Source organism: Echinicola marina, assembly GCF_020463795.1.
Taxonomy (GTDB): domain Bacteria; phylum Bacteroidota; class Bacteroidia; order Cytophagales; family Cyclobacteriaceae; genus Echinicola; species Echinicola marina.
On the sequence record NZ_CP080025.1, the window covers coordinates 4,616,782 to 4,636,038 of the forward strand.

Consider the following 19,257-nt stretch of genomic DNA (forward strand, 5'->3'; position numbering starts at 1 on the left):
TTTCAATTTGCCATTCACCACTTTTTATTTGTATTAAACAATTTGCCTGCTCATATTCGAACAAAATTTTCGAATATGAAAAAAGCCTACTTACTATTTCTTTTATTTAACCTCAGCTTTGGTTTTGCACAAGCACAAAACAGCCTCCTATCTGTTGAAAAAATCATGCAGGACCCCAAGTGGATGGGGACATTTCCATCCAATATTCAATGGGCTGAAAACAGTGCTGCGATTTATTTTAAATATAATCCAGAACAAAACCCCTCTGATTCACTTTATAAAATCCCTGTATCAGATTTAAACAATATCAGCAAAGTAAATTGGAAAACTTCCAATAAGCTTATCCCTGCATATGGCCAATTCAATACAGACAAAAGTCAAAAGGTATATACTAGGGATGCCAAGCTATTTTTGTACAATGCCAAAGAAGAACAAGAGATCAAACTTTTGGAGCTAAGCAGTAGAATCTCCAATCCAATTTTTTTGAAAGATGAAAATATTATCGCTTTTGAAATGGAGAATAATATCTTCACCTATGAACTGTCAGAAGGCAGCATCCAACAGCTGACCCATATTAAAAACGGTAATGAACCAACAAATAACAATAACGAACTGTCAAAAAAAGATGATTGGTTGATAAAAGAGAACACCGAACTACTTCAGGTCATCAAAGAAAGGGAAAGCAAAAAAGAGCTAAGCAAAGCCTATCATGAAGCAACCAAAAATGATGAACCATATACTTTCTACTCAGGCAATGACCGAGTAACGAATCTTCAGATTTCCCCCAATGGAAAGTACGTTGTATTTAATCTGATCAGCCCCGCTGAAAAAAGAAAAAATACCTTTGTCCCTGATTTTACCGATGTGTCAGGATATACTACTGAGCTTAACACCAGGCCTAAAGTAGGTAACGAGCCGACTGAAGCTAAAATGGTCATTTACAATATTGAAAAAGATACTGCTTATACTGTTAACACAGGTCACCTTCCAGGGATCACTGATTTACCGGACTATACCAGAGATTATCCTGAGCGAGAATGGAAGAAAGAAATTAGAGCCGTTATTCCGGCTAACCCTATATTTTCAGAAGAAAGTCAAGCCGTGATCAATATCAGATCTGCTGACAATAAAGATCGCTGGATTGCCCTGCTAGATCTTGATTCCGGGGAATTGAAATGTCTGGATAGACAAAGAGATGAAGCTTGGATTGCTGGTCCAGGCATTGGTTATAGCTTTGGAGGTGGCACATTTGGCTGGTTACCTGATAATACCCATATTTATTTTCAGTCTGAAGAAAGTGGCTACTCACACCTTTACCTTCTGAATACTCAAACAGGAAAAAAGAAAGCACTGACCAAGGGTCAATTCGAAGTATTTTCTCCAAAACTTTCCAATGACAAACAATATTGGTACCTCACCACGTCTGAGGTTCATCCAGGGGAAAGGCATTTTTATAAAATGCCGGTAATGGGCGGAAAAATGACCCAATTAACCTCAATGACAGGTAACAACCAAGTCAGCCTCTCCCCTGACGAAAAGCATTTGGCCATATTATACAGCAATAGTAATCAACCTTGGGAACTATACTATAAAGCCAACAATCCAAAGGACAACGCCATCAAACTGACCAATGGTCAATCCGAGCAATTCCAAAGCTATTCATGGAAAAGCCCTGAGTTGATACAGTTTGAGGCCAAGGATGGTGCCACTGTCCATGCAAGGCTATACAAACCAAAACAACAAAACAATAATAAAGCAGCCGTCATCTTTGTACATGGAGCTGGTTATCTTCAAAACGCCCACAAATGGTGGTCAAGCTATTTCCGTGAATATATGTTTCATAACTTATTATCTGATTTAGGATACACCGTTTTGGACATAGATTATAGGGGTAGTGCTGGTTACGGCAGGGATTGGAGGACAGGAATATACAGACACATGGGCGGAAAAGACCTTTCAGATCAAGTAGATGGAGCTAAATACCTGATAGAAAATGAACATATAAACCCTGAAAAAATTGGTATCTATGGAGGAAGCTATGGTGGTTTTATCACACTTATGGCCTTATTCAATGAACCGGATATTTTCAAATCAGGTGCTGCCTTAAGGTCTGTAACTGACTGGGCCCATTATAACCATGGCTATACCTCAAACATTCTCAATGAGCCATACAATGACCCCATTGCCTATAAAAGATCTTCCCCTATTTACTTTGCAGAGGGATTGAAAGGCCACTTACTCATGGCGCATGGTATGATCGATACCAATGTACATTTTCAGGATGTGGTCAGGTTATCCCAAAGACTCATAGAACTCAAAAAAGACAACTGGGAAATGGCCATTTTTCCTGTAGAAGACCATGGTTTCATAGAACCCAGCAGCTGGACAGATGAATACAAAAGAATCTTAAAACTATTTAACGAAACCCTATTGGACTGATACAAGTCATCTGATTATAAACATAGCCCTTTGAATTTTCAATGAGTTCAGAGGGCTTTTTTGTAGAATTAAATCAATAGATACTTTGAAACAACCAAATATTCAATTAATTTATAACAAAAAAACAAATACAATTGTTACGTTAAATAGTAGTTTGCGCCCTGTCAATAACCATAAACAACCTTAACCACCCAAATATGAAAATACTCAAAGGCATACTATTCGGCATATTAGGCATTATTGCCATCGCTTTAATCGCTGGTCTTTTTATTAAAAAAGAGTTTTCAGTAGAAAAATCTGTCACGATAGAACAACCTGTTGAGGAAGTTTTCAGCTATGTTAAAATGCTAAAAAACCAGAACAAGTTTTCTGTATGGATGCAAATGGACCCTAATATGAAGAAAACCTATATGGGCATGGATGGAACGGTTGGGGCTGTCACCGCATGGGACAGTCAAAATTCAGATGTTGGCAAGGGGGAACAGGAAATTATTGGCATTGAAGAGAACAAGCGAATCGATTATGAATTACGCTTTTATAAGCCCTTTGAGGCTACTGACAAGGCCTATATGCTTACCGAGAGAATTTCACCCAACAAAACCAAGGTCATCTGGGGCTTTAACAGTATTGCAGATTATCCCATGAATTTGGTCATGAAGTTAATGGGAATGGAAGAAATGCTGGGCAATCAACTTCAAGAAGGACTCAACACCTTAAAAGACCAAATGGAAGATTAAAAAAAATGGGTCTGTTTTCCAGACCCATTTTTCTTTTCTTGAATTGATCTCTTAATCAATAATGACCATTTCCACCCTGCGGTTTTGTTCTCTTCCACTAGGGCTGTCATTATCGGCAATAGGCTTAGCACCACCATATCCCCTGAGCCTTATTCTCTCAAAATCCACGCCTTTATCTACCATGACATCACGAATAGTGGCCGCCCTGTCCATAGATAATTCCTTATTTAAACGAACATTTCCGACATTGTCCGTATGTCCTTCTAATCTTACCTTTAGGCCAGGGTTTTCATTGAGAAAATCTACTAATTGATCAATATACTTCAGGGAATTTTCATCTGCCAATTCGGAAGTTCCTTTTTGGAAAAGCACCTCCTCCAATACCAAACTCACTCCTTTCACTGCTGAAGTCAACCAAACAGTTTCTTCACCATCTTCCAAGACTTGCAAGTCCAGGGAGGCTGGCAAATAATTCGGTGATGAAATGGTCAATTTGACGGTTCCTTTCCTTAATGCAAATTTATCCACTGCGGTCAAACTGTTTTCAACACCAAGTGGATTTCCATTTTCATCTTTGAAAACCACTTTATATGGAATGGTTTCCTTGGATTTTTTGTCCAATACCTTAAGCACATACTCCTCATTTGAAATGATGGCAGCAGGAGTCTCCATCTTATCTTCCTGAGGTTCTGATGCCGCATACGCTATTGTTTTTTCTTGTTCAAGTGCTTTTTCTTGCTCTGTTTTTTCTGAAACCACTTCTTGCTGTACTGGAATAGCTATAGTTTCGGGTTTATGATCAACATCAGCTGGCGTATTGATCAATTCTTCCCGGATCATTACTTCATTTGCCTTATTCTCCTCTGGCACTTGAGCTGCATTGTCAACAGCTGAAGAATTTCGTACAAAGTTGGCTGCCAAATAAGGTTTAGGATTAATTTCCTCTGGACTTAGCTCTTCTAGGACGATTTCCTCTTTTCTTTGCATTAATATATCACCATATCCCTCACTGTTTTGTGTTGTCGTCACAAAGGCTGTGTATGGACTATTGGGGTCAATAAAGTAGGAAAGTTCTACTCCCCTGCTGTTAATGTCATCTTTGAGTCTTTTGGGCTTCGTCCATTTTTCCCAAGAATCATCCAACCTTTGGGCATAATAAATATCTCTGCCTTCCGTGGTACCATGACCATTTGTGGAAAAATAGATCACCTGTTTGTCATCGGAGATAAATGGGGTCATTTCCTGCTCAAAGGTATTCACATCTGCGCCAATATTTTTTGGAACGGACCAGCTGCCATTGGACTGCTTGAAGCTGACATAAATATCCTCATTCCCATAAGTCCCATAGGAATTCATGGACATCAGCAGAATGTCTCCCGACGGATGCAGTCTGGCGCTGAAACTTTTCCCATTATTCCTAAAGCTCCCAAAATCCAATTGCTTTTCATACTGCCAATCAGTTTCGCCTGTTCTCCTATATTGATGAATACCATGAGGTTTATTTTTTCCATCATGATATACCAATGCCCTTTCCCCATCTGGAAAACCTATCAAAAGGTCATAGCCCGCAGTACTCAGACTTCGTACAGCACGGGGAGCTTCCCACTGATTAAAGTCGTTTTTCTTGCTGTACCATACATCTCCAAAATCCTTGCTTCCGCCGGTATTTTCTGGATGAAAAGCAACACTCAAAAAAAGCTCTTCTTTAGAGGATATAACAGGCTGTTGCTCATCATAAGGGGTGTTAACCTGTTTCAAAGCATAAATCCCCTGTGCCATTGCGGGGGTAAAAGCACAAAAAGCAAGCACAGGAATAGTGCTTGCTTTAAGAATTGTTGATTTTAATTTTTCTGTAACTTTCATGTCATTGATCTAATACAATCGCAAATACTAATGGAGCCACAATGGTCGCATCAGATTCTATGATGTATTTTGGTGTATCAATGCCCAATTTTCCCCAAGTGATCTTTTCATTAGGCACTGCCCCAGAATAAGACCCATAAGAAGTAGTCGAGTCAGAAATCTGGCAGAAATACCCCCATAAAGGTACTCCATCTCTTTGCAGATCCTGATGCAACATCGGTACTACACAAATAGGGAAGTCACCGGCAATACCCCCACCAATCTGGAAGAATCCTACGGTACTGTCTGCTTTTGCATTTTCTGTGTACCAGTCTGCCAAATACATCATGTACTGAATACCGCTTTTAACGGTATGGACATTTTTCACATCTTCAGTGATGCAATGCCCTGCGAACATGTTTCCCAATGTCGAATCTTCCCAACCCGGAACGATTATAGGAAGATTTTTCTTAGCCGCTTCCAAGAGCCAGCTATTTTTGGGATCAATCTGATAATACTGTTCCAGTTTGCCAGAAAGTAAAATCTTATAGAAAAATTCATGTGGGAAGTAGCTTTCACCGGCTCTGTCGGCTTTAACCCATTCCTCAAGAATCACATCCTCGATCCTTCTCATGGCTTCCATTTCTGGAATACAGGTATCAGTTACCCTGTTCATATGTCTATCTAGCAAATCCTGTTCCTCTTCTGGCGAAAGCTGTCGATAATGTGGAACTCTTTCATAATAATCGTGTGCAACCAGGTTAAAAACATCCTCTTCCAAGTTAGCACCGGTACAGGTAATGATCTGAACTTTGTCCTGGCGGATCATTTCGGCCAACGAAATCCCCAACTCAGCAGTGGACATCGCTCCTGCCAAAGTCACCATCATTTTACCATTATTGTCCAAATGGGCCTTATAGCCTTCAGCAGCATCGATCAATGCGGCTGCATTAAAATGCCGATAATTATGCTTAAGAAATTCTGTGATTTTCATCTGCTATAGCGTTTAAATAATTGCTAAAATTACTGATATATTTGACACAAAAAAAGCCCGGCTCAAACCGGGCTTTCTCATTTTATCTTCTGACAGCGGTCTGTTACTTACCTTCTTCTTTGGTAGAATCAGTAGCGGTCGTCGCTGGTTTTGTTGCTTCAGGATTGTAAGCATCGTTCAATCCTTTTGTAACAGAAGTAGTTACATCAAGGGCATCATGCGCATACCAAACACCACCACCTCTTGTATATGAAAGGATCATTTCAAGGTTGTTCTCTTCAGCATAACCCTTTAAAAACACCTGGATTTTATCATAAACCTCATTATATAGATTGGCTTCGTCTGCAGAAAGTTCTTGCATCAAGTTATCTCTGTAGGTCACCAAATTTCTCTCCTTCTTCATCAAATCTTCTTGCTTGGCCCTAGATTGATTAGGCGTCATATTCTGTGCCGTCTGCTGGAAATTAGCCACTTCCTGTTCAAAACCCTTTGCCCTATTAGAAAGCTCACTCTCATACCGCTTACCTTTCTCTGAAATTTCAGCTGATTTGTCCTTAAAATACTGGTAATTATTGATCACACTGTCTGTGTTGATATAAGCAATATTCAAATCGCTCAAGTCCACAGTACTCTCTGATGATGCCCCTGCACCAGTTGCAGCTGTTTCATTTCCCTTATTATTGCAAGCCGACAAAAGTGCTCCTGCAATACCTAAAATTCCTAGTGCTTTACTAAATTTTCTCACGTTAATGGTTTATTAATTCAACTTGTCGCAAATATAAACAAAGTTCTCATTCTACAAATCGAAATCTAAATTGTTCCTGTTTTTTTAACGTTCATCCCCAAGGGTATATTCTCTATTGGCTTTTACTCAAAAAAAGATCTCCTGAGCCAGCCTAAAGGTATTGGCATGGGCCTCCACGATTTGGGTGATTTTTTCAGAATATCCGCCCCCCATACAACACATTATGGGAACTTGATGCCGGTATGCTGCATTCAAAACCAATTGATCCCGCTCCTTACAACCTGCTAAGCTTAAGCCCAGCCTTCCCAGCTTGTCTGTCGCCAAAACATCCACACCACTTTGGTAAATGATAAAATCGGGTTGCACTTTGTCTATCAGTGAATCCATATGCTCCTTTAAAACCTTAATGTAGAAATCATCCCCCACTTTGTCGGGCAATGCCACATCCAAATCTGATTTTTCTTTATGCATAGGATAATTGGATGCTCCGTGCATGCTAAATGTAAATACTTCTGGTACCTGCTGAAATATCTCAGCGGTGCCATTTCCCTGATGTACATCCAAGTCCACCACCAGTACTTTGCTGACCAAGTTACTATCCAACAAATAATTGGCCGAAATTGCGATATCATTTAGCAAACAAAATCCTTCTCCTCTATCAGAAAAGGCATGGTGGGTCCCTCCAGCTATGTTCATAGCAATTCCATACTCCAAAGCATACAAACAAGCTTGCACAGAACCATGCATGATATTGATTTCCCTGTCCACCAGTGACTTCGTCAATGGGAAGCCTGTCTTACGGATCTCTTGCTTACTAAGGCTTAGGTTTTCCAGTTTATGGACATAAGTGGCATCATGGGTGTTGAGAATCCACTGACTTGCTAAGCTTTTCGGGCTGAAAAGATTGTCTTCTGTGATTGTCCCCTCGTATAGCAGTTGTTCAGGCAATAGTTCATATTTTTCCATGGGAAACCTATGCCCTGGAGGAAGACTATGTGCGTAAAGGGATGACCAAGCTATCTTTAACATAAAAACAAAATAAAACCGTTTGCTGAACATCAGCAAACGGCCTTGATATATGTTTCCTATTTTTTTAGAAATTATTCCTCTACATCTTCATCCTCAGATTGAAAGGCATACATGGTATCATCCAATACGATATTGTCATCATTGAATTCCTTGATGAACTTGGTGATCACTTTCTCATCAATATGTTCGACATTGAGCGCTACATCCAGTCCAATACCATAATCATGATTGGTATCCTCATCGATAAACTCCTGCACCTTTACAGATTCATCTTCCTCTATTTCCATGATAATTTCGGTGATAAACCAACCGATTTCTTCCTCATCACTATTCAAGGGCTTCAAATTCCCATTCTCATCCTCTTCATAGTGGATTCCCTTGAAGTTGGGGAACTTTTTTGCAGCCTTGTGCTCTGCCAACTCATAAACCTCACTGGAATGGTGAAGTCTTAAGGTATACATCGCTGCATCATAAATCACTTCCTTTCCCTCATACATCCCAATAAAATAGAAATTCACAAATTCATCGCTATTATCAGGAGAAGGGACAATTTTAAAGTTTTTTCCGGAGGCTTTCAACTCAGCCTTTAGCGCATTTATTATCTCGGGTCTAAAACCATCATTCTTGTATTGCATAATTCTTAGTCGAAAAGGGTGTTATAAGTCGATACTGTGACTAGCATATATAATGCAGGTAAAAATATAAAACAGTTACTGCCTCTTAGTAACTACCTTTTATCAAAATCAAATTACAATTATTTGACAAAAATAAAAATCATTACTTGCAAAAACTGACCTCATATTCTTATTTATTAAGGCTAGATTTTTTGGTTAATTATTCTCAAATAAAGAAACGCCAAAAATGGTGTTTATTATTGACAATATGAAACTAAATAATAAAGCCCACCAAAAGCCATCTACATGAAAACCCGGTACTATATTGGCTGCCAGCAGAATAATCAAAGCATTTATGACCAATAAAAATAATCCCAAGGTAACTATGGTAATGGGGATGGTCAAAATAATCAATAAGGGCTTGATCGTATAGTTCAATAAACTCAAAACGGCCGCAATAATTATCGCTACCCAAAAATCCTCTACACTTACTCCAGGAAGCAGGTAACTAGCTATAATCACCGCAAGCCCCGCTATTACCAATTGAACCAAAACATTTCCACATCCTTGATCTCCCATAAAAAACGAAGTTTAAGTTTTACCTTGATCCCTCAATAAGAAAGTTTATGATCTCCTACATTTTGCATCAGTAGGCTCCTTTTCTTAGAATATTTGAATAATTAATTGCCCTTTCATAAAATGTTTGAAGCATCCCAAACCATCAAAAAGGGAAACAAGTTAATCTTAATTTTTCCAAGCTAATTTCATTAATCATATCAGCTGAATATTTCAGCGGTCAATTTGTAAACATTTATAATTTTTATCCTAATTCCTAGTAGTTTGGGCTGCTAAAACCAAGAATCCCAAAAATCATCCCCCTGAAACATGAGTTTAATCATAATATATTAAAAATATCAAGAACACATTTATATTTTCACTGATAAGAGATTATCTTTGTGATCTTAAATCAATTCTAAATTACGTGATTCTTATAGTATTCTTCTTATTGCATTGGTATTTCTCGCTGTTTTGCCAAAGTTTCTTCCTGCACCGTTATGCAGCACATCAAATGTTCGTCATGAACAAGTTTTGGGAGAAGTTCTTTTATGTGTTTACTTGGGCATGTCAGGGAAGTTCTTACCTTTCTCCCCGTGCCTACGCTATTCTTCATAGGATGCACCATGCATACAGTGACACACCAAAAGACCCGCATAGTCCACACCATACAGAAAATCTGTTCACCATGATGTGGAAAACAAAAAATATTTACAATGAATATTTTTCTTTCAGACTAAAGCCTGAAGAAAGATTTTCAAAGGATGTTCCTGACTGGAACAAGTTTGACCGAATGGCTGACAATATGATGGTCAGAGTAGCTTGGGGCATACTATATGTGGCCATTTACGTACTTAGCATAAGTGTATTTGAACTTCCTGGCACCCACTGGTGGATGTATTTCCTACTTCCTATCCATTTTTTGATGGGACCTGTCCATGGAGCTATCGTAAACTGGAGTGGTCATAAATATGGCTATGCTAATTTTGACAATAATGACCAATCCAAAAACAGTCTCTTACTGGATGTGCTGATGCTAGGTGAATTATTCCAAAACAATCACCATAAATTGCCCAACAGACCCAATTTTGCCGTAAAATGGTATGAATTTGACCCTACCTATCCTGTTGTAAAGCTGTTACACTTTACCAGAATCATCAAGTTGAGAACCCAATAATATATTATAAGATAAGCCGCTGAAATAAGCGGCTTATTTTTTTAGCACAACCAACTAATTCCTTAATTTAAACTATCTAAATAGTTGCGAAACTAATATATTCTAACTAATTTGGTTCAGCCAATAAGAAGATCAGTCACTTGTTTGTTATTTACAAACTAAATGATTAAGTTGAAGCAAATAAACAATTATATAAGATGAGAGAATTAACAAGAGCCGAAGAACAAGTCATGCAGATTCTATGGGATATCGAGAAAGGTTTCGTCAAAGATATCCTGGCAAAAATGTCAGCGCCAAAACCAGCCTATAATACGGTATCGACCATCATCCGTATCTTAGAGAGAAAAGGCTTTGTCAAACACAAAGCTTATGGCAAGTCTCATGAGTATTACCCGATAGTCACCAAAGATCAATACAGGAGTTTTTCTATCAAAAACCTACTTTCTGGGTATTTCGGAGGTTCATTTTCCAAGTTGGCTTCATTCTTTGCAAAGGACGAAAACATGGACATCAATGAACTTGAAAAGTTAATGAATGAGGTAAAAGATGACGTAAAATAAGTCACATGGCACATTTGGTGAACTATATCTGGCAGAGTACCTTCTGCCTCTTATTTTTTTTCGGGATCTATTGGTGTTTCCTCAGAGGGGAGAAAGTGTTCAGCCTCACCAGAATTTTCCTTTTGGTCTCCCCTGTTTTGGCACTTTTGTTTCCACTGATAGAAATCCCCGTTCAATTTTCAAAGCCCTCTATTTCATTGGAGGAAACAGACTTCCTGCAATCCCTTACCGCCAATGCATCCCAGGAGGACATCGTCGGGACATTTGGCCTTCCTGAAGTAACGGTCAGCAGCACCAAGCTTCCCATCCTGTTGGAATGGAAGGATTATTTATTTATTGGTTACCTTTTGATAGCTACTCTGCTTGCTTGCCGTCTTCTTTGGCAATTGCTGCAGCTTCGTATGCTCAAAGAAAAAGGCTGGTACCAAACAGTTTACAGACTAAAGGGAAATTATTTTTTCATCCCTACTTTTGGTCTTGCCCCCGTCTTCTCCTTTTTCGACAAATTATTTTGGGATGATTCCCAAAACCTTCGACCTGAAGAAAAAGAACAGATCATTAAACATGAGATAGAACATATCAAACAGGGCCACTCCTGGGACATGATCTATTATCAAATATTAAGTATTTTATTTTGGTTCAACCCAGGCATCCACTTGATGCGAACAGCTCTCATCGATACACATGAATATTCAGCTGATGCCAATGTGGTAAAACAAACAGCCAACAAAGACTCTTATACTAATCTAATCGTCAAAATAGCATTCAAGGGACTTGATCTTCCTATTGGCAACCATTTTATAAGATCAACCACTTTAAAGCGAATTATGATGATGAAAAAAGCAGAAAAGACCAATTGGTTCAAATTGCTAATGGTAATCCCCTTGACAGCCATCCTATTGGGATTGGTTTCCATGAAAACCACTAACTCAGATGGCCTTTTATCGGAATTCACCAGTTTAAGTATCAATTCCATCCGAGAGCAAATAGTATCGGCACAAGATTCGATTAATGTTAACACCCGTGTCGTTAAGATCAAATCTCCGAAACATTATGAATATGTATCATCTTTAAAAGAGGGCAAAATCACTGCACAATTTGGTGATTTACAATATGAAATCAGCAATATCTCAGATAATGATGAATACAGCAAAGTATTGGAAATGCTCAGTATTTTCAAGCAAAACTCTTCTTTTACCAAAGATTACGGAATAGAAAATCTCAAGCAAACAGCAGACTCCATGCCTGCTCCCCAAGGTGGAATGGAAACTTGGAACAAGTATTTGTCCAAAAACCTAAAATTTCCAAAAGAAGCCAGGCAGCTTGGTGCGAAAGGAACTGTTTATATAGAGTTTGTGGTAGATAAAGAAGGACATATCCTCTCACCCAGCATCAAAAAATCTATGGGAATGGGACTGGATGATGAGGTATTGAGAATGTTCAGTCTTGAGAGCATGCCCAAGTGGAACCCTGGAATGGACAATGGACAAGCGATCAATACCTTAATGGTATTGCCAGTAAAATTCAAAGTAGCGGGAGGTGAAACAGCACAAAAAAGCCCCTTCTTCAATAAACCTAACCAGAAGAGCAGCAATGAAGTCTTCGATGTGGTGGAAGACATGCCTGCTCCTTATGGTGGTATGAATAATTGGAATGATTACTTGGCCAGTAGCCTCAGATATCCAGAACAAGCCAAGGAAAAGGGTATTGAAGGCACAGTCTATGTGACATTTGTCGTGGACAAAACCGGTGAACTCAAGAATCCTCAAATCCTTAGGGGTATTGGTAGCGGCGCTGATGAAGAAGCCTTAAGGGTTATTAAAAATGCAGACAAATGGAAACCTGGCAAACAAAACGGCACTGCCGTCAACGTTAGAATGCGAGTGCCTATCATATTTGCTCTTAATGATCAAACCAAGAAGAAATCAAACCGTTTGAATGAAGTTGTAGTCATAGGCTATGGTGCCCAAGCAAAAAGTTCTCCTACTGATGGGGCTTCTGTAAATAAACAAGAAACAAAAAACCTCAATCAAGCCAAATATTTTATCAATGGAAAGGAGTATGATAAAGAAATCATCAGCCAGATTTCTCCAGTTGACATCGAGAGCATCAATGTACTTAAGGGAGATAAAGCCGTTGATAAATATAATGAAAAAGGTAAAAATGGCGTGGTAGAAATCACCTTAAAAGAAGGTGCTCCATTACCTGATCAATCCTTAAAGGGCTCCTCAAGCGTGGAAGAGGAAGCTCCAAAAATAGAAATCACTGAAAAACTGGCTGCTGATAAAAAACCACTTTATGTGGTAGATGGAATTATTTATACCGATAAGGAAATGAAGAAAATGGACCCCAAGAACATTGCTTCAATTTCAGTTCTTAAAAACGGAGATGCTGTCAATTTGTACGGTTCAAAGGCCCAGGATGGTGTGATATTGATTACTACTAAAGAATAAGCCTACTTTTGGAAATCTGCCATTCTCTTTGGTCTTCCAGTACCTGTTCCTTAATTTAGGGTTTAGGCATTAATAAATTCTTAAACCAAAAATCTTAAAAAACTATGGGAAAAGGAGATATGAAAACCAAAAGAGGAAAAATCAACAGAGGAACCTTTGGAGCGAGCAGACCTCACAAAAATCAGAATATCAAAACCAGAAAAGAAAAACTGGGAAACAAATAAACCACGATCACCAACTATACAAACAAAAGCCTGAAATTCTAACTCAGGCTTTTGTTTTTCCTGCACACAAATCTCTTGCTGTACCGATCAAATCCAGGGTCAAGCAATATTTCTGGGGGTGAATAATTTCAAACTTAAATTTTGTCTACCCTTGTCAGATTAAGCGTAGTTTAAGTCACAGACCTGCCTAGACAGTCAATTGGGTAAAGGATGAGCACAGATGTATTATAAATAAATATCCGTGTTATCTTTATCCATCTGTGGTTAATAAATAGCGCATATCAAAGCTAAAACAGATTGTTTTCCCCCAGCTTTTCGGCTTTCGGCTTGATCCCAAATCTATCCTAATTTTACTTAGCCAATCGCATTTACATTTAATTCACTTTTTTCTTAATCCAAAACAGCTGCATAGTGCGTAAATAGCTGAAATGATCAACTAATTACTACTATGAAAACACAAACAAACAAATTTCTAGCTATTGGTCTACTGGCAACCACTGCCCTTTTTAACATCTCCTGCGACAATGATGACGATATGGGCATGCCTGAAAATAATGTAGCCTCTCTTTTTGTTTCTTCCAATACCAGCGGGGAAGTCTCCATTATCGATTTTTCTGATGAAAATAATATTACCACTACCATTACAAGTTCAGCTGGTACAGATGCAGATGGTATTTATTATGATGCTGAATCAGATGAGATCATCCAACTTGTACGTTCGGATAACTCCCTGAATGTTTACGGTAATATCATGTCATCGATGGTGAGCACTGGGATTTCCATCTCCTTGGGAATAAACACTACAGGTGGATTCGTAAGTGGCAGGGAAATAGCCGTTAGTAATGATATGGTGGTAGTGGCCGATTCACCCGTCGCGGCCAATGGCAACCAAAGCAGCCTATACGTTTACCAAAAGACCTCTTCAGGTTTTACTTTACAAAAGACATTTGCCGTGGACTTTGCCCTTTGGGGAATTCACATAGAGGGAAATACGCTATATGCCATTGTAGATAAAGACAGTGATCTGGCGGTATTTACCAACTTCTTTTCCAATTCAAGCGGCATGATCAATCCTAGTAAAAGAGTGACCATTGAGGGAATAATAAGAACCCATGGACTTACTTATTCTAAGGAAGATGACCTGATGGCATTGACAGATATAGGCGATGCGGGATCTGATAATGATGGAGCGGTTACGATCATTACTGATTTTAGTAATAAGTTAAACGCTACCGCCAATGGAGGCACTATTACGATGGCCCAACAAGCAAGGATTGAAGGCAGCAACACCTTCCTTGGTAATCCGGTAGATGTCGCATACAGTGCAAAATCTCAAATGATATTTGTAGCAGAAAGGGCCAATGGGGGCGGAAAGGTACTGGCTTATAACTATTTCAGCAGTAACGGTAACCCCAGCCCTGCCTTTAATCAGCAGGTAGCGGGTGCCTCTGCAGTTTATTTCCACGAAGAATAATCCACGCCACTCCTAATTAATAAGCAGACAAGAGGCTGTCTCAAAATTCATGATTGGGACCTTGTCCAGGTCCCAGAAGATCAAAATGACCCGGGAATTGAACAAATGAGACAGCCTTCATTTATTTTTTACTAAGTTTCCCTGTCTCTCCCAGTCAAATCCATTTGATTCATGAAAAATAATTTCACCCTCAATATTGATTATAAAACAATTTAATCCTTTTTAGAGAGAAAGTACTGCTCCTATTCAGAACTGAAATAGACACATCGTCAAAAACTTTCAAATACTTTCGGACGCAAAAAACTGATTTAATGGACCATTGACTCCTTTGCCCTCCCCTCTCTCTTAAAAACCGTTTTCCCTATTGGTTTAATAGGTTATATAAAGGTGAAAAAATTAATTAAAAGTATTTTTCGAAAGCTTGCAAATTCAAAATTTGAATAGTTACTTTGTGCTATCCTTTACTTTTTAAAAGTTCAGGATTTATACAGAAGAGGTGAGAGACAGGCTCATAGACCCTCTGGCAACCTGGAAAATCCAAGGTGCCAATTCCTGCCAAACGTGAATATCCTCGTTTGGAAATATAAATTCTTAAGATATGAATTTTACAATAAGGATTACAGCAAAGACAAAGCAACAAGCAGCATTTTCAGATTTCAACTTTTATAGGTGCATCAAATCAATGCACAATCTTAAATATATGCCCTTAATTTTCTAATCCGGGCACATTATTATTTAATACCACTTCTTTAAAAATTTCTTTGTCAATTAACTAACAAGTTACAAACATGTCACAAACTTATCATTACGAGACCCTTCAGCTCCACGCTGGACAAGAACCAGACCCAACAACAAAGTCAAGGGCAGTACCTATTTACCAAACCTCTTCATACGTTTTTGACTCTGCAGAACATGGAGCCAACCTTTTTGGCCTAAAAGAATTTGGAAACATCTATACCAGGATCATGAATCCAACTACGGATGTTTTCGAGAAAAGAGTAGCAGCTTTAGAAGGTGGTGTAGCTGCCCTGGCAACTGCTTCAGGACAAGCTGCACAGTTTATCGCCCTTAATAATATTTTACAAGCGGGTGACAATTTCGTCTCCTCTCCTTTTCTATATGGAGGAACATACAACCAGTTCAAGGTGGCCTTCAAAAGAATTGGAATAGATGCCCGATTTGCCAAAAGTGATAAGGCCGCTGATCTTGCAGCACGTATAGATGATAAAACAAAAGCCATCTATGTAGAGACCATTGGGAATCCAGAATTCAATATTCCAGACTTTGAAAATATTGCAAAACTGGCCAAGGAACATGATCTTCCATTAGTGGTAGACAATACCTTTGGAGCAGCTGGATTCTTGTTCAAGCCCTTGGCCCATGGCGCTAATATCGTGGTACAGTCTGCCACCAAATGGATAGGTGGTCACGGAACCTCCATCGGTGGTGTAATTGTAGATGGAGGAAATTATAATTGGGGCAATGGCAAGTTCCCTCAGTTTTCTGAGCCTTCTGAAGGTTACCATGGACTGAATTTCTGGGAGACTTTCGGAGAAAACAACCCCTTGGGATTGCCCAATATTGCCTTTGCCATCAGGGCAAGAGTGGAAGGCCTCAGAGACTTTGGTCCTGCATTGAGTCCATTTAATGCCTTTCAGCTTATCCAAGGATTGGAAACACTTTCATTAAGGGTACAAAGGACAGTGGACAATGCCTTGGCCATTGCCAAGTGGTTGGAAGATCACCCTAAAGTACAGAAAGTAAATTACCCAGGTTTGGAAAGCAGTCCTTACCATACTTTGGCCCAAAAATACCTGACCAATGGTTTTGGCGGTGTATTGAGTTTTGAATTGAAAGCCGATAAAGAAGCTGCTGCTGACTTTATCAATAACCTTTCACTGGTATCCCACCTGGCCAATGTGGGCGATACGAAGACCTTGATTATTCAACCTTCTGCAACCACCCACCAACAGCTCAGCGATGAAGAACAACTAGCCGCAGGGGTTACCCCTTCTCTATTGCGCTTGTCATTGGGCATAGAACATATTGATGATATCAAAGCTGACCTAAGTGCTGCCTTTGAAAAAATAAAATAGTAAAATGAACTTACAATCACCGTATCTGATTACCGATATGAGCCAAGAAGTTTTCCATTGTAAGGAAGAATTGAAGTTGGATTCAGGAGAGAGCCTTCCAGGCTTCCAACTGAGCTATACTACCCAAGGACACCTTACCCCTAAAAAAGACAATGTTATTTGGGTACTGCACGCCCTTACTGGAGATGCCAATGTCCATGAGTGGTGGAGTGGACTAGTGGGAGAAGACAAGTTTTTCGACCCTACCAAATACTTCATTGTCTGTGCCAACTTGCTAGGATCTTGTTACGGTTCCACTCAGCCATTAAGTGAAAACCCTAACACAGGGAAGTCATATTATTATGACTTTCCTAACCTTTCTACCAGGGATATGGCCAATGCCTTTGACAGGCTTCGAGAGCACCTTGGCATTCAGCAAATAGATACGGTGATTGGCGGTTCCCTTGGAGGACAAGTAGCCTTGGAATGGTCATATAAACTTTCCGAAAGCGTTAAAAACACCATTATTGTCGCTTCCAATGCCAAGACCTCCCCTTGGACCATAGGCTTCAATGAAGCGCAAAGAATGTCCATAGAGTCTGACAGTACCTGGGGACAAAACCATCCTGATGCAGGCAAAAAAGGACTGGAAGCAGCCAGGGCCATAGGCATGTTGAGCTATAGGCACCAAGATATCTTTCAGGCCAGCCAAGGCGAAACTGAAGAGAAAACCGACCATTTTAAAGTCAGTTCCTATCTTAGGTACCAAGGACAGAAATTGGCCAATAGGTTCAATGCCCTCTCTTATTGGGTGCTGACCAAAGCCATGGACAGCCATGACTTGGGAAGAGGCAGAGGAGGCACAGCAGCTGCACTTTCACAGATCAAGTCCAAGGTCCTATCCATCGGCATCAATACAGACCTCCTGTTTACCAAAGAGGAATCCCAATTTATCAGTAAAAATGTGCCAAATGGCACTTATAGAGAAATCAGTTCCATATATGGACATGATGCCTTCTTGGTTGAAAATGAGCAGTTAAATTATATTTTAAAATCTTTTTATCTGGAAAATAATGGCTAAACAGATTGGCTTATTTGGCTTTGGCGTTGTGGGTCAAGGGTATTATGAGATTGCCCAAAAGCACCAACAAGGCCTGGCCCCCAACACCATTGTAGTACAAAACCCCAATAAAAAAAGAAACAGTGAAATTTCCTTTTCTTTTGAGCCAAAAGATATTTTGGAAAATGACATCGAAACAGGTATAGAGTTGATTTCCGATGCTGACAAAGCCTATGATTATGTGAGCACCCTGCTCAAAAAAGGTAAAAAGGTCATCTCTGCCAATAAGAAAATGTTGGCCAATCACCTTCCTGAGCTTATCCAATTGGAAAAAGACTTTGGAGGCAGCTTATTGTATGAAGCCTCAGCTGCTGCAGGCATCCCTGTGATCACCACCTTGGACACCCAGTTTGCCGGTGACCAAATCACCTCATTGGAAGGCATACTCAATGGTTCGTCCAATTATATCCTCACCCGCCTTTTTGAAGACGGATTAAGCATTGCTGAGGCCATTAGCTTGGCTCAGGAAAATGGTTTTGCTGAAGCAGATCCCAGTCTTGACCTCAATGGAAGTGATGTAAAGAGCAAGCTTTCCATATTGGCACTGCATGCCTTTGGGCAGTATATTGAAGAAAAAAACATTGCTACACTGGGTATTCAACACATTAGCCTGGAAGAAGTCAATCTAGCGAAGGAATTTGGTTTAAAGATCAAATTGGTCGCTAAGGCCTACAGAAGCGAAGATGGAATAGCAGCCTATATTCTTCCTTCATTGGTCAAGCCCAAGGACTCACTATTTATGGTGGAAAATGAATACAATGCCATCAAGGTGGATTCCATCAATCTAGGCGAACAATTTTATTTGGGCAAAGGTGCTGGAAGCTATCCTACTGGAGCTTCTGTATATGCCGACCTATGTAAATTGGAAAGTGGATATGCTTATGGTTACGATAAACTGAATGGAAAAAGTCCAGTTACCATTATTCCTAAAGCAGTCCATGAGAAAGTACTTTTAAGAGCTAAACAGCGTACAACCTTAGAAAATTTTACAAATGCTGAATCAATCATTTTCAGAAATGATCAGTACTGGGCCATCACTCCACTAAGTACTGCTAGTATATTGCTAAATGAGTTGAGCATCATTAGGGAAGAATTATCCATATTGGCAATTAATGATAGCCTTGCCTTGGATTTGCTTGAAGACTTCCTCAAATCAAGTGTAGCCACTTCTATAAGTTGAAAAAGATCAATGTGAATTTCCCGATAGATTGATTAAATT

The 19,257-nt window shown here is 39.5% G+C and carries 16 protein-coding genes and 1 riboswitch; of the genes, 10 read left to right on the forward strand and 6 right to left on the reverse strand.

Features of this window, described 5'->3' with window-relative positions:
• The first annotated feature begins 75 nt into the window (after positions 1-75).
• Both KZP23_RS18730 and KZP23_RS18735 read left to right on the forward strand, forming a co-directional pair.
• Positions 76-2,439, forward strand: a complete 2,364-nt coding sequence (locus KZP23_RS18730; protein ID WP_226333298.1) for a S9 family peptidase — start codon at positions 76-78, stop codon at positions 2,437-2,439.
• A 197-nt stretch (positions 2,440-2,636) separates the two neighbouring features.
• Positions 2,637-3,176 carry an SRPBCC family protein gene (locus KZP23_RS18735; RefSeq protein ID WP_226333299.1) on the forward strand — a complete coding sequence of 180 codons (540 nt, stop codon included), beginning with the start codon at positions 2,637-2,639 and terminating at the stop codon, positions 3,174-3,176.
• A gap of 51 nt (positions 3,177-3,227) precedes the next feature.
• Here KZP23_RS18735 and KZP23_RS18740 read toward each other — a convergent pair whose 3' ends face one another.
• From KZP23_RS18740 to KZP23_RS18765, 6 genes are all read right to left on the reverse strand, one after another.
• Positions 3,228-5,039 carry an OmpA family protein gene (locus tag KZP23_RS18740; RefSeq protein WP_226333300.1) on the reverse strand — a complete coding sequence of 604 codons (1,812 nt, stop codon included), beginning with the start codon at positions 5,037-5,039 and terminating at the stop codon, positions 3,228-3,230.
• A gap of 1 nt (position 5,040) precedes the next feature.
• Positions 5,041-6,012: a deoxyhypusine synthase family protein gene (locus KZP23_RS18745; protein WP_226333301.1), complete on the reverse strand. Its 972-nt coding sequence runs from the start codon at positions 6,010-6,012 to the stop codon at positions 5,041-5,043.
• 103 nt (positions 6,013-6,115) lie between these two features.
• A complete protein-coding gene (locus KZP23_RS18750) occupies positions 6,116-6,757 on the reverse strand; it encodes an OmpH family outer membrane protein (protein ID WP_226333302.1) in 642 nt (213 codons plus the stop codon).
• Between the two features lie 126 nt (positions 6,758-6,883).
• On the reverse strand, positions 6,884-7,786 hold the full coding sequence (locus KZP23_RS18755) for a histone deacetylase family protein (RefSeq protein ID WP_226333303.1): 903 nt from the start codon (positions 7,784-7,786) through the stop codon (positions 6,884-6,886).
• A 71-nt stretch (positions 7,787-7,857) separates the two neighbouring features.
• A complete protein-coding gene (locus tag KZP23_RS18760; protein ID WP_226333304.1) occupies positions 7,858-8,421 on the reverse strand; it encodes a hypothetical protein in 564 nt (187 codons plus the stop codon).
• A 195-nt stretch (positions 8,422-8,616) separates the two neighbouring features.
• On the reverse strand, positions 8,617-8,979 hold the full coding sequence (locus KZP23_RS18765) for a phage holin family protein (RefSeq protein ID WP_226333305.1): 363 nt from the start codon (positions 8,977-8,979) through the stop codon (positions 8,617-8,619).
• Positions 8,980-9,382: 403 nt separating this feature from the next.
• Here KZP23_RS18765 and KZP23_RS18770 point away from each other — a divergent pair, with 403 nt between their 5' ends.
• From KZP23_RS18770 to KZP23_RS18805, 8 genes are all read left to right on the forward strand, one after another.
• Positions 9,383-10,132, forward strand: coding sequence for an acyl-CoA desaturase (locus KZP23_RS18770; protein WP_226333306.1), 750 nt, complete (start codon positions 9,383-9,385; stop codon positions 10,130-10,132).
• A gap of 197 nt (positions 10,133-10,329) precedes the next feature.
• Positions 10,330-10,692: a BlaI/MecI/CopY family transcriptional regulator gene (locus KZP23_RS18775; RefSeq protein WP_226333307.1), complete on the forward strand. Its 363-nt coding sequence runs from the start codon at positions 10,330-10,332 to the stop codon at positions 10,690-10,692.
• 5 nt (positions 10,693-10,697) lie between these two features.
• Positions 10,698-13,145 carry a M56 family metallopeptidase gene (locus KZP23_RS18780; RefSeq protein ID WP_226333308.1) on the forward strand — a complete coding sequence of 816 codons (2,448 nt, stop codon included), beginning with the start codon at positions 10,698-10,700 and terminating at the stop codon, positions 13,143-13,145.
• Positions 13,146-13,249: 104 nt separating this feature from the next.
• Positions 13,250-13,369: a 30S ribosomal protein THX gene (locus KZP23_RS18785; RefSeq protein ID WP_226333309.1), complete on the forward strand. Its 120-nt coding sequence runs from the start codon at positions 13,250-13,252 to the stop codon at positions 13,367-13,369.
• Between the two features lie 448 nt (positions 13,370-13,817).
• Positions 13,818-14,843: a hypothetical protein gene (locus KZP23_RS18790; RefSeq protein WP_226333310.1), complete on the forward strand. Its 1,026-nt coding sequence runs from the start codon at positions 13,818-13,820 to the stop codon at positions 14,841-14,843.
• Positions 14,844-15,323: 480 nt separating this feature from the next.
• Positions 15,324-15,433: riboswitch (SAM riboswitch) on the forward strand.
• A gap of 198 nt (positions 15,434-15,631) precedes the next feature.
• The gene (locus tag KZP23_RS18795) at positions 15,632-16,939 is read left to right on the forward strand and encodes an O-acetylhomoserine aminocarboxypropyltransferase/cysteine synthase family protein (RefSeq protein ID WP_226333311.1); all 1,308 of its coding nucleotides are present in this window, start codon (positions 15,632-15,634) and stop codon (positions 16,937-16,939) included.
• A 4-nt stretch (positions 16,940-16,943) separates the two neighbouring features.
• Positions 16,944-17,999: a homoserine O-acetyltransferase MetX gene (gene metX / locus KZP23_RS18800; protein WP_226333312.1), complete on the forward strand. Its 1,056-nt coding sequence runs from the start codon at positions 16,944-16,946 to the stop codon at positions 17,997-17,999.
• Positions 17,992-19,218: a homoserine dehydrogenase gene (locus tag KZP23_RS18805; RefSeq protein ID WP_226333313.1), complete on the forward strand. Its 1,227-nt coding sequence runs from the start codon at positions 17,992-17,994 to the stop codon at positions 19,216-19,218. Before metX ends, KZP23_RS18805 begins: the two co-directional genes overlap by 8 nt.
• Positions 19,219-19,257: the final 39 nt, after the last annotated feature.

Excerpts from the sequence above, each read along its gene's own strand:
- KZP23_RS18730 (WP_226333298.1), top strand. The coding sequence starts at position 76 with ATGAAAAAAGCCTACTTACTATTTCTTTTATTTAACCTCAGCTTTGGT.
- KZP23_RS18735 (WP_226333299.1), top strand. The coding sequence starts at position 2,637 with ATGAAAATACTCAAAGGCATACTATTCGGCATATTAGGCATTATTGCC.
- KZP23_RS18740 (WP_226333300.1), bottom strand. The coding sequence starts at position 5,039 with ATGAAAGTTACAGAAAAATTAAAATCAACAATTCTTAAAGCAAGCACT.
- KZP23_RS18745 (WP_226333301.1), bottom strand. The coding sequence starts at position 6,012 with ATGAAAATCACAGAATTTCTTAAGCATAATTATCGGCATTTTAATGCA.
- KZP23_RS18755 (WP_226333303.1), bottom strand. The coding sequence starts at position 7,786 with ATGTTAAAGATAGCTTGGTCATCCCTTTACGCACATAGTCTTCCTCCA.
- KZP23_RS18760 (WP_226333304.1), bottom strand. The coding sequence starts at position 8,421 with ATGCAATACAAGAATGATGGTTTTAGACCCGAGATAATAAATGCGCTA.
- KZP23_RS18765 (WP_226333305.1), bottom strand. The coding sequence starts at position 8,979 with ATGGGAGATCAAGGATGTGGAAATGTTTTGGTTCAATTGGTAATAGCG.
- KZP23_RS18775 (WP_226333307.1), top strand. The coding sequence starts at position 10,330 with ATGAGAGAATTAACAAGAGCCGAAGAACAAGTCATGCAGATTCTATGG.
- KZP23_RS18780 (WP_226333308.1), top strand. The coding sequence starts at position 10,698 with ATGGCACATTTGGTGAACTATATCTGGCAGAGTACCTTCTGCCTCTTA.
- KZP23_RS18785 (WP_226333309.1), top strand. The coding sequence starts at position 13,250 with ATGGGAAAAGGAGATATGAAAACCAAAAGAGGAAAAATCAACAGAGGA.
- KZP23_RS18790 (WP_226333310.1), top strand. The coding sequence starts at position 13,818 with ATGAAAACACAAACAAACAAATTTCTAGCTATTGGTCTACTGGCAACC.
- KZP23_RS18795 (WP_226333311.1), top strand. The coding sequence starts at position 15,632 with ATGTCACAAACTTATCATTACGAGACCCTTCAGCTCCACGCTGGACAA.
- metX (WP_226333312.1), top strand. The coding sequence starts at position 16,944 with ATGAACTTACAATCACCGTATCTGATTACCGATATGAGCCAAGAAGTT.
- KZP23_RS18805 (WP_226333313.1), top strand. The coding sequence starts at position 17,992 with ATGGCTAAACAGATTGGCTTATTTGGCTTTGGCGTTGTGGGTCAAGGG.